Here is a 14,891-nt window from a genome sequence, read left to right as displayed (position 1 = left end):
GTGACGGGGAGATTCGCGGCGGGGCAGAACGCCCCGCTGACGGCGCGCCGGGTCCGCTTCACGGCGCGCGCGGCGGGGCCGCTGGACGTGTGCGCGCTGGTGGTCGACGCGAACCTGCAGGTACGCACCTCCGCCGACGCCGTGTTCTACAACCAGCCCGGGGCGCTGGGCGTGGACCTGGCCGGCGACGCCGTCGTCGTGGATCTCGACCGGGTGTGCCCGCAGGCCGCCGCGGTGCTGTTGGCGGTCTCCTCGGACCGAGGGCCGGTGGGCGCGCTGTCCACCGACCTGACCGGGCCGCCCGGATCCGGGCCGGCGACGTTCGACGCGCCCGCCGGCGGTGCCGAGTCGGCGGTGATCTGCTGGGAGTTGTACCGCCGCGACGGCGGATGGAAGCTGCGGGCGGTGGGCCAGGGGTATACCGGTGGACTCGCCGAACTGTTCCGCGCGCACGGAGTGGACGTCGACGACGAGCCGGCTCCGCCCTCGCCGGATACCCCGGCGACGGTGCCGGTCGAACCGGAGCAGGCGTGGGAGCGGACCTGGCAGATCTTCGAGGACGCATCCCGCTCTGCCGCCGCGTTCGTCTCCGCGCACGACTACGCACTGCACCGGCTCGACGAGGAACTGTCCGCAGCCGTCTCCGACCCGGCCCGCCGCACCGGACCGGCCGCCGACCAGGCTCGGGCCGAGGCGAATCGGCGATGCGACGAGCTGATCGCCGCGGCTCGGGCCCGGCACGCCGCCGACACCGCGTTGTTGACCGAGGAACTGCGCGCCGTCGGCGCGGCCCTGCCCGCGGCGATGGCCTCGTGGGACGCACCGGCGTGGCAGCGGCCGGGTCTCGGCGGAAACGGGCTGCGGATAGGCGAACTCGGGGCCCCGGATCGCGACTCGCCGACACTTCCGTTGTGCCTCCCGTTGCCGCTGCGGCGCCCGCTGTGGGTCGACGGGGACTCCGTCGCCGCCGCCCCGATCGTGTCGGCCCTCGTGGTGCGGCTCCTCGCGGCGCACCCGGCGGCGCGCCTCGACATCGTCGACACGGCCGGTGCGTTGTCCGCCCTCACCGATGTGGTGTCCTTCGCAGTGACGAGCCTGGTCGTCCGCGACGTCCCGGACATCGGACCCCGGCTGCACGACGTGGCGCACGCGGTCGATCTCGCCGCCCTGGCCGCGACCGCGGATCCGGGTGCCGAGCCACCGGCGCCACGGATCGTGGTGCTCGCGGGTATCCCGCACGGCTACACCCGTGACGATCTGAGGCACGTCATCCGGATCGTGGAGGCGTCTGCGACACAGTCGGTTTCGGTGATCATCGTCGGCGAGGACGACGGTGTGACGGACGAGCCGTTGCTGGACCTGCTCTCGCAGGAGGCTCAGCACCTACCGGTGGCGCCGGGCACCCACATGGCCGATCCGTGGACCGGCACCGACTGGCAGCTCACGTTGGACACTGCGCCGGACCTCGACGGGCTCCGCCGCGTCGTCGCTGCGCTCGGGCGCTGAGCCTCGGGCTGAGCCGAACATCCGCGCGCGGCCGTGCTCCTTGCGCGCGTCCGTCGGGGGCCGTACCCGCGCAGGAAGCACCTCTGCGCGCAAGGACAGTCGCGCGCCGCCGGTCCCGACATAGGCACTCGCTATCGGTCGCTGTGGATCTTGGACTTTGTTCCGCCGAGGCGCTGGTGATCGACTGATCGGGCACGGCGGCCCGACATCGAGGCGCTCGCCGAACGGAACGAGGAGTGGGATGTGAGCGGTCTGCACCTTCCGCAGCGGGTCCGGCAGCACGCGGCGGAACGGCCGGACGCACTTGCACTGACCTGCGGCGACACCACCGTCACCTTCGCCGAACTCGATCGGCGCACCAATCGGCTCGCGACCGCCCTGAGCGGTCTGGCCCGCCGCGGCGGTCGGATCGGAGCGCTCCTGCGCATGCGGCTCGAGGCCGCCGAGACGTTCGTCGCCTGCGGGAAAGCGGGGCTGGTGTTCGTCCCCCTGAACTGGCGGCTCACCCCGGCGGAGGCCGCCCGCATCGCCGAGGACGCGGAACTCGACGTGCTCGTCGTCGAATCCGGGTTCGCAGCGGCAGCCGAGGCGATCCGTGCCGCACTGCCCGGCCTGCCCGTCGTCCTCGTCGACACCGAGCCCGGCGACGACCTGCTGCCCGGGGCGTGGACGTGGGAACGGCTCACCGCCACCGGCGCCGACACCGATCCCGGCCGCGGCAACGACCCCGACACGACGCTGTTGCAGCTGTACACCTCCGGCACCACCGGCACGCCGAAGGGGGTGCTCATCACCCACCGCAACCTCCACAACGACGAGGAGGGACAGCGCATCTACCACTGGCGGCCCGACTCGGTGGCGCTGAACGCGATGCCGCTGTTCCACATCGCCGGGGCCGGATGGCTGAGCACCTGCCTGTCCGCCGGTGTGCACGCCGTCCTGCTCGGCGAGTTCCAGCCACGCACCGTCGCGTCGCTCGTCGAACGCCATCGCATCACCCATGCGTTCCTGGTGCCCGCGACCGTCCAGATGCTGCTCGACCTGCCCGGCCTGGACACGTTCGACCTGTCGAGCCTGCAGTTGATCTTCTACGGCGCCTCCCCCGTCACGCCGTCGATGCTGCGCCGAGCCGTGCACACCCTCGGATGCGGATTCGTCCAGCGCTACGGGATGACGGAGACGAGCGGCTCCGTCACCGCGCTGCGCGTCGAGGACCACGACCCGACCGGTCCCCGCTCCTACCTGCTGCGCTCGGCGGGCCGCCCCATGCCCGGTGTGGAGATCGCCATCCGCGACGTGGCGACCGGGGAGGACCTGCCGGTGGGAGGGTCCGGCGAGATCGTGTGCCGCTCCCGCCACAACACGTCCGGCTACTGGCGGCGCCCGGAGGAGACCGCGGCGCTGTTCACCCACGACGGGTTCCTGCGCACCGGCGACGCCGGCCACCTCGACGAGGACGGCTACCTGTTCGTCACCGATCGGGTGAAGGACATGATCATCACCGGCGGGGAGAACGTCTACCCGATCGAGGTGGAGTCGGTGCTCGCCGAGCATCCCGCCGTCGCCGAGGTCGCCGTGGTCGGGGTCCCCGACCGCAAGTGGGGCGAGGCCGTCACCGCCGTCGTGCGGGTGGCCGACGGTGCCGCCGTGCCGGACGAGAGCGAACTGGTCGCGTTCACCACCAGCCGGCTCGCCTCCTACAAGAAGCCGCAGCGCATCCACTTCGTGAGCGAGCTGCCGCGCAACGCCAGCGGCAAGATCCTCAAGCGCACGTTGCGCGACACCCTCGCGGAGGAGGTGTCGTGACCGCGGTCGAGGTCGTCGGCGTCGTGCAGCAGGAGGCGTGGCGGCGCGGCGAGCTGCCACCGGTCGAGCAGGTCCGGCCCGGGCTGTGGTCGATTCCCGTGCCCATGCCGAAGAACCCGCTGCGCTACGTGCTGGTCTACGCGCTGGCCCTGCCCGACGGCCTGGCCCTGATCGACGTCGGCTGGGACTCGGAACAGTCGTGGCAGGCCCTGGTCGACGGAATCCGGCAGACCGGGCACGACATCACCGAGGTCCGGTTCGCGGCGATCACGCACCTGCACCCGGACCACTTCGGCCTGGCGCCGCGGCTGCGCGAGGTCAGCGGTGCCGCACTGGCGATGCACGCCGCCGACGCGTCGCTGCTCGGCCACCACACCGCCACGGATCGGGAAGGGTTCACCGCGGCCTGGGCCCGGCAGCTGGCCCGGCTCGGAGCCCCCGAAGAGGTCCGATCGGGCGAGGTCATGGAACTGGTCCGGTTCGGGCCGCGCGAGTCGCTCGACGTCGTGCTCGACGACGGCACCCCCCTGGATCTGCCGGGCTGGGACCTGCACGCCGTGTGGACGCCCGGCCACACCCCCGGCCACCTGTGCTTCGTCGATCGCACCCACGAGCTGGTGTTCAGCGGCGACCACATGCTCCCCCGCATCAGTCCCAACATCTCCACCGTCCCGGGCGAACTGCCGAATCCGTTGCACCGCTACCTGCTGTCGCTGCACGCCACCACGAGCCTGCCCGACGGCGAGGTCTTCCCCGCCCACGAATACCGCTTCCGCGGTGTCGCTTCCCGCGCGCAGGCGCTGCTCGGCCACCACGAGGAACGTCTGGCCGAGATCGCCGAGGCCGTGTCCCGGCATCCCGGTTCCACGGCGTGGGAGGTCGCCACGCGGATCTCGTGGTCCCGTCCGTTCGAGACGATGTCGCCGCGTCTGTGCCGGCTCGCGGTGCGGGAGACCGACGCCCACCTGTTGGTTCTCGCCGACCGGGACGTGGTCACCGGGTGCGGTACCGACCCGGACCGCTGGATGCCGGCAACCGCCGTCCCCGTACGATGAGCCGGTGGACCTTCACCTCATCACCTATTTCGTCGCGGTCGTCGACCGGGGTGGGATCACGAAGGCCGCCCAGTCCCTCTACATTTCGCAGCCGTCGCTGTCGCAGGCCATCCGCACACTCGAACGTCGGCTCGGCACAACCCTGTTCGACCGGACCGGGCGCCGGCTCACGCTCACCGAGGACGGCCGCCGGCTCGACGTAGCGGCGCGCCGCATCCTCGCCGACGTCGAACGGGCGAAGGCGAAGGTCGCCGCGGTACGCGAACTCGCCTCGGGCCGCGTCGACGTGGTGACGTACTCGTCGTTCTCGTTCGACCCGATGATCGAGCTCGCCCGCCGCTTCCGTGACCGCTACCCGCACATCCTGGTGCGGATCGTCGACACGGACGGTCCCGCCGGGGTGCACACCGCGCTGCGCCGCGGCGAGGCGGAGATCGGCGTGACCGACCTGTCGGTCGAGCACGCGGGCATGATCACCGTGCCGCTGTTCGAGCAGGAACTCGTGCTCGCCCTCCACCACGACCTCGCGGCCGACCTGCCGGACCCGATCCCGCGCACCCGTGTGCGGGACGTACCCCTCGTCGTCGATCTCGGCGACCGGACCAACGCCGCGAAGGCGGGCGGGCTGCTCGCCGAGAACGCCGCCAATGTCGTCGTCGACTGCGCCCACCCGGCGGCGACGTGGGGACTGGTGTGCCTGGGCACCGGCGCAACGGTGGTGCCCAGGCCGGTTGCCGAACAGCAGATGCCCACGGTGACGGTGCGGCCGCTGGAGCCGCCACTGACCCGGCCCGTCGGACTCGTGCTGCGGGCGGGCGAGCCGTCGCCGGCCGCGGCGGCGTTCCTCGACGTCGCCTCGACACTGCGGCAGGGAGTGTAGGACTGTGGATTTCCGGCAGGTGGAGTACTTCCTCGCGGTCGTCGAGAACAACGGCATCAACGGGGCCGCGACCGCGCTCGGCGTCGCGCAACCGACGGTGTCGCAGGCCCTGCGCAGCCTCGAACGCGAGCTCGGCGTCGAGCTGTTCCACCGCATCGGTCGCGGCATGGTTCTCACCGCGGCGGGCCGCAGCCTCATCGGCCCGAGCCGGCAGATCCTGCGTGACGTGACCGCGGTCGAGGAGCTGCTCGCCACGTCGGACGGCGCGGTGGCGGGCCGGCTCGACATCATGGCCTTCCCGGCACTGTCCGCCGGCCCGCTGGTGGAGCTGATCGCGCGGTTCCGCCGCGAATATCCCAAGGTCGCGGTGCGGTTCTCGGCCCTGCAGGACGAGGAGCTGGTCGCGTCGCTGATCCGCGACGGTCACTGCGAGTTCGTCGTTGCGCACCTGCCGCTCGAGGGCGGCGACGGACTCGAGGTGATCGAGCTGGGCGAGCAGGAGTGGTGGCTGGCGTATCCGCCGGGATCCGAGCTGCCGGAGGGCCCGATCCACCTGTCCGAGCTGCCGGACATCCCCATGGTGTTCGCGCCGACCGGTGGGTCGATGGTCGATGCGGTGGAGTCGGCGCTGCGCGCGGCCGGTGCCCGTCCGGAGATCTCCGTCCTGGTCGGCCAGCGCGAAGTCCGGCTGCCGATGGTGGCAGCCGGACTCGGCGGGTCGATCGTGGATCGGGTGCCGGCAGAGGCCGCCGGGGACCGGCTCGTGGTGCGCGCATGCGAGCCGCGGCTGGTGGGCACGTACGGGCTCGCATTCGATCCGGCGACCCTGTCTGCGGTGGGTCAGGCGTTCGTCGACCTGGTACGGCGGCGCTGACGCGCCATGGCGCTGCCGCGCCATGGCGCTGACGCGCCGGTGCGTCCTTTGAGTTGCTCCTACAGCCCAAAGGACGCACCGGCCGCGAAGCGGCCTACACCCTCTCGAACACCGCGGCCAGACCCTGACCGCCGCCGATGCACATCGTCTCGAGGCCGTAACGGCCGTCGCGGCGGTGCAGTTCCCGGGCGAGCGTCGCCAGCATGCGGCCGCCGGTCGCGCCGACCGGGTGGCCCAGCGAGATGCCGGACCCGTGGACGTTGGTGCGCTCGAAATCGGCTGCGCCGAACTTCCATTCGCGAGTCACCGCGAGTGCCTGCGCCGCGAAGGCCTCGTTGAGTTCGATCACGTCGACGTCGGCGAGCGTGATGCCGGCCTTGGCGAGGGCCTTCTCCGTGGCCGGAACCGGGCCGATGCCCATGATCTTCGGAGCCACACCGGCCAAGCCCCAGGACACGACCCGCACGAGCGGGGTCAGGCCCAGCTCCGCGGCGCGCTCGGGGGTGGTGACGAGGCACATGGACGCGGCGTCGTTCTGGCCGCTGGCGTTACCGGCGGTGACCGTGGCCTCGGGATCCTGCTTGCCCATGATCGGCTTCAGCTTCGCCAGCGACTCGACGGTGACGTCCGGGCGGGGATGCTCGTCGGTGTCGATGACGTCGTCACCGGAGCGGGTCGTGACGGTGACCGGGACGATCTCCTCGGCGAGGATGCCGTTCTTCTGCGCGGCGACGGCGCGGGCGTGCGAGGACACCGCGAGCTCGTCCTGTTCGAGCCGGCTGATGCCGTAGTCGCGGCGCAGGTTCTCGGCGGTCTCGATCATGCCGCCGGGCACCGGGTAGAAGCGGCCGCCGGCGGTGGCCCGGGCACGCACGAGGCTGTCGTGCATCTGCACGCCGGTGCGGGCGCCGCCCCAGCGCATGTCGACGGAGTAGAACGAGGCGTTGCTCATCGACTCGGCACCGCCGGCGACGACGACCTCGTTGTCGCCGTTGCCCACCTGGAGCGCAGCCTGGATGACGGCCTGCAGGCCGGAGCCGCAGCGACGGTCGATGTGCATGCCGGGCACCGTGATCGGCAGGCCCGCGTCGAGCGCGACGACGCGGCCGATGGCGGGGGCCTCGCTGTTGCCGTTGCAGTGGCCGAGAATGACGTCCTCGATCGCGTCGGGGGCGATTCCGGTGCGGTCGAGGAGACCCTTCAGTGCGGCGACACCGAGGTCGACGGCGGTGAGGGACTTGAACATTCCGCCGTAGCGGCCGATAGGAGTGCGGACGGGCTCGCAGATGACTACTTCGCGCATGACGACCTTCGGGAGAGGAGAGTGATTGTGAAAGAGACCGTGAGACAGGGACTCACATGAATCGGCCGCCGGTGACCTCGAGTACCGTGCCGGTCATGTACGAGGACATGTCGGACGCGAGGAAGAGGGCCACGGACGCGATCTCGGACACCTCGCCGGGCCGGCCCATGGGGATCTCGCTCATCTTCTGATCCCAGGCCTTCTGCGGCATCGCCTCGGTCATCGCGGAACGGATCAGGCCCGGCTGGATCGCGTTGACCCGCACGCCGTGGTGCGCCATCTCCTTCGCGGCCGCCTTGGTGAGGCCGACGATGCCCGCCTTCGCGGCCGAGTAGTTGGTCTGGCCGACCATGCCGACCTTGCCGGAGAGCGAGGAGATGTTGACGATGGCGCCACGCTTGGAATCGCGCATGATCGCCGACGCCTTGCGGGTGCCGTGCCAGGTGCCCTTGAGATGGACGGCGATCACCAGGTCGAAGTCCTCCTCGGTCATGGTGCGCATCGTCGCGTCGCGGGTGATGCCGGCGTTGTTGACGACGACGTCGAGCGAGCCGAACCCGTCGACGGCCTCGGCGAGGAGCGTGTCCCACTCCTCCGCGTTCACCACATTGCACCGCACCGCCCGGGCCACCTCGCGGCCACCGAGCTTCTCGGCGGCGGCCGTCGCGGCATCGAGGTCGAGGTCGCCGAGGACGACCCGGGCGCCGGCGTCGACGAACTCCTGTGCGATCGCGAAACCGATGCCCTGAGCGCCTCCGGTGATGACGGCAGTTCGGTTCTCCAGCAGTGACATGAGGTTCCTTTCGCACGAGCCCACCCGGTCCGGGGACGGTGGGAAGGCACCGATGAATCGAGGACGCGGGCGACGCCCGTCGGCTGATGCTCCGAATATACCGAGAGGACCGGTGATTCGACCCCGCCCCATTCATCGACAGTGCCTATGTGGCGATGGGGTGATTCGTATTGGACACCCGCCGCCCCGGAAACCGATGGTGGATTCATGACAACCTCGACTGCGACGCCGGCTGCCCAGGTCGACGACGACGACTTCCAGGAAATCCTCGCCCAGACCCGCGCGTTCGTGCGCGGCGTGGTGGTGCCGCGCGAGCAGGAGATCGCCGACACCAACGCGATTCCGGACGACATCCGCACCGCCGCCAAGGAGATGGGCCTGTTCGGGTACGCCATCCCGCAGGAGTGGGGTGGGCTGGGCCTGAACCTGACGCAGGACGCCGAGCTGGCGATGGAGCTGGGCTACACCACGCTGTCGCTGCGGTCGATGTTCGGCACCAACAACGGCATCGCCGGGCAGGTCCTCGTCGGGTTCGGCACCGACGAGCAGAAGGCGCAGTGGCTCGAGAAGATCGCCTCCGGCGAGGTCGTCGCGTCGTTCGCGCTGACCGAGCCCGGCGCCGGCTCGAACCCGGCCGGGCTGCGCACCAAGGCGGTGCGCGACGGCGACGACTGGATCATCACCGGCGAGAAGCGGTTCATCACCAACGCCCCGCTCGCGGACCTGTTCGTCGTCTTCGCCCGCACCCGCCCCGCCGACGAGAACGGCACCGGCATCGCGGTGTTCCTGGTCCCGGCCGACACCGCGGGGGTGCAGGTCGGCGCCAAGGACCGCAAGATGGGCCAGGAGGGGTCCTGGACGGCGGACGTGCACTTCACCGACGTGCGGGTGCCGGCCGCGGCGCTGGTCGGCGGCAGCGAGGACGTCGGCTACAAGGCCGCGATGACCTCCCTGGCCCGCGGCCGGGTGCACATCGCGGCGCTGTCGGTGGGGCAGGCGCAGCGCGCGCTGGACGAGTCGGTGGCGTATGCGGCGACCGCGACGCAGGGCGGCACCGCGATCGGCAACTTCCAGCTGGTGCAGGCGATGCTCGCCGATCAGCAGACCGGAGTGATGGCCGGGCGGGCGCTGGTGCGCGACGCGGCGCGGGCGTGGGTGGAGGGCACCGATCGGCGGATCGCGCCGTCGGTGGCGAAGCTGTTCTGCACCGAGATGGTCGGCACGGTCGCCGACCTGGCGGTGCAGATCCACGGCGGCACCGGGTACATGCGGGAGGTGCCGGTCGAGCGGATCTACCGGGACGTGCGGCTGCTGCGCCTGTACGAGGGCACCAGCGAGATCCAGCGTCTGATCATCGGCGGCGGACTGGTCAAGCAGGCCCAGCGCGGCTGACCCCGGAACGCGACGAGGGGCGGTGCCTGTCGAAGGCACCGCCCCTTTTCGTCTGTTCGTCCGAGCGAATGTATCGCTCACCTCGTCAGACCGACAGCATGGTCCATTCGCTCGGCGACGCGGTGACGCGGCGACAGCCGGGCACCGTCGCGGTACCCGGCTGCCGGTTCAGCGTGAGGCCGCGGCCTGCTCGATCCGGGCCCGCAGATCCGTCTTGAGCACCTTGCCCGCCGCGGAGGTGGGCAGCGCGTCCACGAGCACGACCTCGCGAATCTTCTTGTAGGGCAGGACCTGCTCGGCAACGAATGCCATCAGCTCGGCAGGGTCGGGCTGCGCGCCCGGCACCGGCACCACGAAGGCGACCGGTTCCTGCCCGACGTTGCCGGCCTCGCGGCCGACCACCGCCGCCGTCGACACCGCAGGATGGGACACCAGGATCTCCTCGAGCTCACGCGGATACACGTTGTAGCCCTTGTAGATCAGCATGTCCTTGGCGCGGTCGCAGATATAGACGTAGCCGTCGGCGTCGCGGTAGGCGATGTCGCCGGTGTCGAGCCAGCCGTCCACGTACTGCTGGGCCGTGATCTCGGGATGGCCGAGGTAGCCGTCGGTCACCTGAGGCCCACGGACCCACAGTTCGCCGCGCTCGCCCTCGCCGAGGACGACGCTCGGATCGTCCTGGACCCGGATCTCGATCTCGGTGTCGAAGACGGGCAGGCCCACACTGCCGAGACGATAGGTGGACCCGATGATCAGCGGCATGGCGGTGACCACACACGTGCCCTCGGTCAGGCCGTAGCCCTCGGCCACGCGGGCGTTCGGGAACGCCGCACCGAGCGCCTCGAGCGTGACGTGGTCGATCGGCGCCGCCCCCGACGACACGACCCGCACCGACGTGGTGTCACGGCGGGCGACGTCGGGGTGGGTGGCCAGCGCATGCCACATGGCCGGGCTGCCGGTGATGTAGCTGGCGCGGTGCCGCTCCACGAGCTCGAGCATGCGGGCGGGGTCGAAGCGGCCCGCGAGCACCTGGGTGAGGCCGCACAGCAGCAGGAACGACGTGTTGATCAGCGCGTGGGCATGGAACAGGGGCGACACGACGACGGTGGCGCCCTCGCCGGGGATCACCCCATGCACATCGAGACCCTCGATCGGGCGCAGCGCGACCAGCCCGTCGTCGGTGGTGACGACCTGGTGGGCGGCCCGCCACCCGCACATCTGGGTCACGTTGGCGACCACGTTGCGGTGCAGCACGCGCACGCCCTTGGAGATGCCGGTGGTACCGCCGGTGAAGGCCAGGTGCGCGACGTCCGTTCCGGCGACCTCCGCCGGCGTGAACGCCGTGGGCTGCCCGGCGAGGAACTCGTCGTACCGCACGACGGCCGCGGAGGTGGGGGCCACCTCCACCGGCTCGTCGGAGACCACCACGATCGTCGCGGCCGTGGTGCCCGCCGCGGCGCCGAGGAGGACACCGAGCTGCTGCGGCTGGGTCACCGCCGCCACGGCGCCCGTCTCCTCGATCTGCTTGCGCAGGCCCGGTTCCGGCTGCAGCGGGTTGACCAGCGTCACGGTGGCGCCGGCCCGCAGCGCACCGTAGTAGGCCACGATGAACTCGATGCAGTTGCCCACGTGCAGCAGCACCACGTCGCGCGGGGCGACACCGGCTCCCTGCAGGGCGGAGGCGAACTGCGCGGAGCGCTCGTCGAGCTCGCGGTACGTGCACACCCGTTCCCCGTCGACGATCGCCGGGCGGTCGCCGTAGAGGGCGGCCATGCTCGGCGCCCACACGCCCATCGTCACGTCCGGGTAGGACAGCGACATCGTCGACGGATCCGGCAGGTTCATGGTCATCCGTCCCACCTCAGCGCGGGGCCATGCGGATGGCACCGTCGAGACGGATGGTCTCACCGTTGAGGTAGCCGTTCTCGAGGATGTTGGTGGCCAGCCGGCCGAACTCGTCGGGGCGGCCCAGGCGCGCCGGGTTCGGCACGGTCTTCTCGAGCGAGGCACGCACATCGTCGCGCAGGCGCGCGAGCAGCGGGGTGTCCATGATGCCCGGCGCGATGGTGTTGACGCGGATGTTCTTGCTGGCCAGGTCGCGGGCGGCGACGACGGTCATGCCGACGATGCCGGCCTTGGACGCCGAGTAGTTGATCTGGCCGATCTGCCCCTCGAAGGCGGCGACCGACGCGGTCATGACGATGGCGCCACGCTCGCCGTCGACCGGCTCGAGCGCGGCCATGCGCTCGGCACCGAGACGCAGCGCGTTGAACGAGCCGATCAGGTTCAGCCGGATCACGAACTCGAAGTCCTCGAGCGAACCGGCCTTGCCCTCCTTGTCGAGGACGCGCATCTTCCGGCCGGCGCCGGCGCAGTGCACGAGTCCGCGCAGGCCGCCGCGCTCGTGCGCGACGTCGAGGGCGGCGGCGAACTGCTCGGCGTCGGTGACGTCGGCGGCGGCGAAGGCCGCGCCGTCACCGAGGGAACTCGCGACGTCGGCACCCGGCGAGCCGGGCAGGTCGATGAGGGTGACGGTGCCGCCGGCGTCGAGGACGCGGCGGGCGGTGGCCAGGCCGAGACCGGAGGCGCCGCCGGTGATCGCGACGGAAAGACCCTTCAGTTCCATATCTTTCGTTCCTTTTCGTGAAATGCGAAGCGGGGTGTCAGAGCAGTTCGAGGATGGTGGCGTTCGCCATGCCGCCGGCCTCGCACATCGACTGCAAGCCGTAACGGATGCCGTTGTCGCGCATGTGGTGCACGAGACGGGTCATGAGGATCGCGCCGGAGCCGCCGAGCGGGTGGCCGACGCCGATGGCGCCACCGAGGGGGTTGAGCCGGTCCATCGCGGCGCCGGTCTCGATCTGCCACGCGAGCGGCACCGGGGCGAACGCCTCGTTGATCTCGAAGGCGCCGATCTCATCGATGGACAGGCCCGACCGCTTCAGCGCCTTCTCGGTGGCCGCGATGGGACCGGTGAGCATGATGACCGGATCGTCGGCGGCGACGACGGCGGTGTGGATGCGGGCCATCGGGGTCCAGCCCTGCGCCTCGGCGTACTCGCTCGTGGTGATCAGCAGGGCACCGGCGCCGTCGGAGATCTGCGAGGAGTTGCCGGCGTGGATCACGCCGTCCTCCTTGAACACGGTCTTCAGCTTGGCCAGGGACTCGAGGCTGCCCCCGCGGCGGATGCCCTCGTCGGCGCTCAGGCCGGCGATCGGGGCGAGTTGCCCGGCGAAGGCGCCGGCGTCGGTCGCGGCCGCGGACAGCTCGTGCGAGCGCAGCGAGTACTCGTCGAGCGCGGTGCGGGACAGGCCCCACTTCTCGGCCATCATCTCCGCGCCGGTGCCCTGGCTGAAGCCCTCGACACCGAACCGCTCGAGAACCTCGGCCGGGAAGTGCTCACCGTTCTTGCTCGCGCTGCCCATCGGGACGCGGCTCATCGACTCCACGCCACCGGCGACGACCACGTCGCTCTGACCGGAGATCACGGTAGCCGCGGCGAACGAGACGGCCTGCTGGCTCGACCCGCAGGCGCGGTTCACGGTGGTGGCCGGAACCGTCTCGGGCCAGCCGGCGGCGAACACGGCACTGCGTGAGACGATTCCGGCCTGCTCGCCGACCTGGCTCACGCAACCCCACACGACATCCTCGACCGACGCGGGATCGAGCCCGGTGCGGTCGGCGAGGGCCCCGAGCACGTGTGCCGACAGGTTGGCGGGATGGATCTCGGACAGGGCACCGCCACGGCGCCCGATCGGAGTACGGACGGCATCGACGATCACGGCATCGCGCATGGGGATTCCTTACTGCAGTAGAAGAGCGAGGAGCGGAGACGACGACCGGCCGGGTGGTGGTCCTCGATATCGAGTCGATCACGCACCCGGCCGGTGGGGAAAGGACATTCGGTGGATGACTCCGTTAGGCGGAAGCTATGCCTTCGCGGTGGCGTCCGACTCGCCCCGGATGACGGCGCGGTCGCGCTCCGGGTTCGCGAAGATCAGGACGAGGATCGCCGCGACGATGCCGAGTGCACCGATGACCTGGAAGGCGGTCGCGTAGCCCTCGGCCGGGGTGGCCGCGTTGTCGACGAGCACGCCGGTGCCGTAGGGGGCGACCAGGCCGCCGACCGCCATCAGTGCGAGGAACACGCCCATCGTGCCGGCGGTCTGCTGCGGCGGGCACAGCTCCGAGATGGCGGCGTTGATCAGGGGGAAGACGATCGCGCCGAAGCCGTAGCCGATGGACACGGCCGCGACGGCGAGGCCGGGGGTGCCGATGCTGGGCAGGAAGACCAGGACCGAACCGCAGACGAGGACGCCGATGCCGGGAACGATGATCCGCACGACCCGGGAGCGGTAGCCGCGCTGGGCGAGCCGGTCGGTGACCGAACCGGAGGTGACCATGAGGACGAGACCGACGATCGACGGCAGGGCGAACATCGAACCGGCCTGCAGGGCGCTGTAGCCGAGGCCCACCTCGAAGTAGGAGGGCAGCCAGGTCAGCACGACGGTGGTGAGCGCGTAGACGACCATGATCAGGACGGCGCAGCTGATGAACGTGCGGGTGAGGAAGATCTTCTTCCACGGCACCGACGGTTCGGTGGATGCGGTGCCGGTCCCCTTCTTCACGGCCGTCGCGGTGAACGGGCCTTCCTTCCAGCCGGTCAGCCACGAGGCCATCCACACGGCGCCGAGGATCGACAGGGAGACCAGGGCGGCCCGCCAGCCCCACTCGACCGTGATGTAGGCGAGGACCGGGGCGAGAGCGATCTTGGCAACCGACGCCGAGCCGGCGAGGAAGGCGCCGGGCAGGCCGCGCTTGGCCGGGGGATGCCAGGAGTACGCGGCGGTGTGCATGAGCGCCGAGCTGGGGCCTTCGGCCAGGCCGAGCAGCATGCGGGTGACGATCAGCATCACCAGGCTCGCCGAGACGACCAGCGGCAGCATGACCACCGACCACATCGCGGCCAGCGCAAGCAGCGCCCACCGCAGGGTGAGGTACTTGTTGAGCGGGCCGGCCAGGAAGCCGCCGAGTGTGAAGGTCACGAAGAACAGGGATCCGACGAGGCCGATCTGGGAAGAGGACAGTCCCAGCTCGCGAGCCAGCGGCTGCGCGATGATGCCCAGCACCGCCTTGTCGGCGTAGTTGACGACGTACAGGAAGATCACGAGGCCGGTCATGCCCCATGCCTGCTTGCCGCTGACGAGTGGTGTCGCCCCCTTCGGCGGGGCGCCGTGCGCTGCGTCGTGCGAGATTTCGCCAGTGGTCACCGGAGTGTCCCC

12 protein-coding genes are annotated in these 14,891 nt (G+C 70.9%); 6 read left to right on the top strand and 6 right to left on the bottom strand.

Annotation, left to right across the window (positions count from 1 at the left end; all coding sequences use genetic code 11):
- The 5 genes from JYA75_RS05910 to JYA75_RS05890 all read left to right on the top strand — a co-directional run bounded on the left by JYA75_RS05910 (position 1) and on the right by JYA75_RS05890 (position 6,121).
- Positions 1 to 1,506 (top strand): TerD family protein, encoded by a 1,506-nt coding sequence (locus tag JYA75_RS05910; RefSeq protein WP_203329794.1) that lies wholly within the window; start codon positions 1 to 3, stop codon positions 1,504 to 1,506.
- Positions 1,507 to 1,749: 243 nt separating this feature from the next.
- Positions 1,750 to 3,312: a long-chain-fatty-acid--CoA ligase gene (locus JYA75_RS05905; protein WP_203329793.1), complete on the top strand. Its 1,563-nt coding sequence runs from the start codon at positions 1,750 to 1,752 to the stop codon at positions 3,310 to 3,312.
- Positions 3,309 to 4,367 carry an MBL fold metallo-hydrolase gene (locus tag JYA75_RS05900; RefSeq protein WP_006941752.1) on the top strand — a complete coding sequence of 353 codons (1,059 nt, stop codon included), beginning with the start codon at positions 3,309 to 3,311 and terminating at the stop codon, positions 4,365 to 4,367. Before JYA75_RS05905 ends, JYA75_RS05900 begins: the two co-directional genes overlap by 4 nt.
- A 4-nt stretch (positions 4,368 to 4,371) precedes the next feature.
- Complete coding sequence (locus JYA75_RS05895) at positions 4,372 to 5,247, top strand: LysR family transcriptional regulator (protein ID WP_050036093.1); 876 nt, start codon at positions 4,372 to 4,374, stop codon at positions 5,245 to 5,247.
- A gap of 4 nt (positions 5,248 to 5,251) precedes the next feature.
- Positions 5,252 to 6,121, top strand: a complete 870-nt coding sequence (locus tag JYA75_RS05890; protein ID WP_043799932.1) for a LysR family transcriptional regulator — start codon at positions 5,252 to 5,254, stop codon at positions 6,119 to 6,121.
- Positions 6,122 to 6,215: 94 nt separating this feature from the next.
- On the opposite strand, the gene JYA75_RS05885 is transcribed toward JYA75_RS05890, so the two are convergent.
- Positions 6,216 to 7,424 (bottom strand): acetyl-CoA C-acetyltransferase, encoded by a 1,209-nt coding sequence (locus JYA75_RS05885; RefSeq protein WP_029546606.1) that lies wholly within the window; start codon positions 7,422 to 7,424, stop codon positions 6,216 to 6,218.
- 52 nt (positions 7,425 to 7,476) lie between these two features.
- A complete protein-coding gene (gene fabG / locus JYA75_RS05880) occupies positions 7,477 to 8,217 on the bottom strand; it encodes a 3-oxoacyl-ACP reductase FabG (protein ID WP_006944004.1) in 741 nt (246 codons plus the stop codon).
- A gap of 207 nt (positions 8,218 to 8,424) precedes the next feature.
- On the opposite strand from fabG, the gene JYA75_RS05875 reads away from it, so the two are divergent.
- On the top strand, positions 8,425 to 9,609 hold the full coding sequence (locus JYA75_RS05875) for an acyl-CoA dehydrogenase family protein (RefSeq protein WP_203329792.1): 1,185 nt from the start codon (positions 8,425 to 8,427) through the stop codon (positions 9,607 to 9,609).
- A 168-nt stretch (positions 9,610 to 9,777) separates the two neighbouring features.
- On the opposite strand, the gene JYA75_RS05870 is transcribed toward JYA75_RS05875, so the two are convergent.
- The 4 genes from JYA75_RS05870 to JYA75_RS05855 form a co-directional block, all read right to left on the bottom strand.
- A complete protein-coding gene (locus tag JYA75_RS05870) occupies positions 9,778 to 11,460 on the bottom strand; it encodes an AMP-binding protein (RefSeq protein WP_203329791.1) in 1,683 nt (560 codons plus the stop codon).
- A 10-nt stretch (positions 11,461 to 11,470) separates the two neighbouring features.
- Positions 11,471 to 12,235: an SDR family NAD(P)-dependent oxidoreductase gene (locus JYA75_RS05865; protein WP_006944010.1), complete on the bottom strand. Its 765-nt coding sequence runs from the start codon at positions 12,233 to 12,235 to the stop codon at positions 11,471 to 11,473.
- 37 nt (positions 12,236 to 12,272) lie between these two features.
- Complete coding sequence (locus JYA75_RS05860) at positions 12,273 to 13,403, bottom strand: acetyl-CoA C-acyltransferase (RefSeq protein ID WP_203329790.1); 1,131 nt, start codon at positions 13,401 to 13,403, stop codon at positions 12,273 to 12,275.
- Between the two features lie 135 nt (positions 13,404 to 13,538).
- Positions 13,539 to 14,879, bottom strand: a complete 1,341-nt coding sequence (locus JYA75_RS05855) for an MFS transporter (protein ID WP_203329789.1) — start codon at positions 14,877 to 14,879, stop codon at positions 13,539 to 13,541.
- Positions 14,880 to 14,891: the final 12 nt, after the last annotated feature.

It is taken from the genome of Rhodococcus sp. PSBB066 (assembly GCF_017068255.1).
GTDB lineage: Bacteria > Actinomycetota > Actinomycetes > Mycobacteriales > Mycobacteriaceae > Rhodococcus > Rhodococcus aetherivorans.
This window is presented reverse-complemented; position numbering and strand designations above follow the sequence as displayed.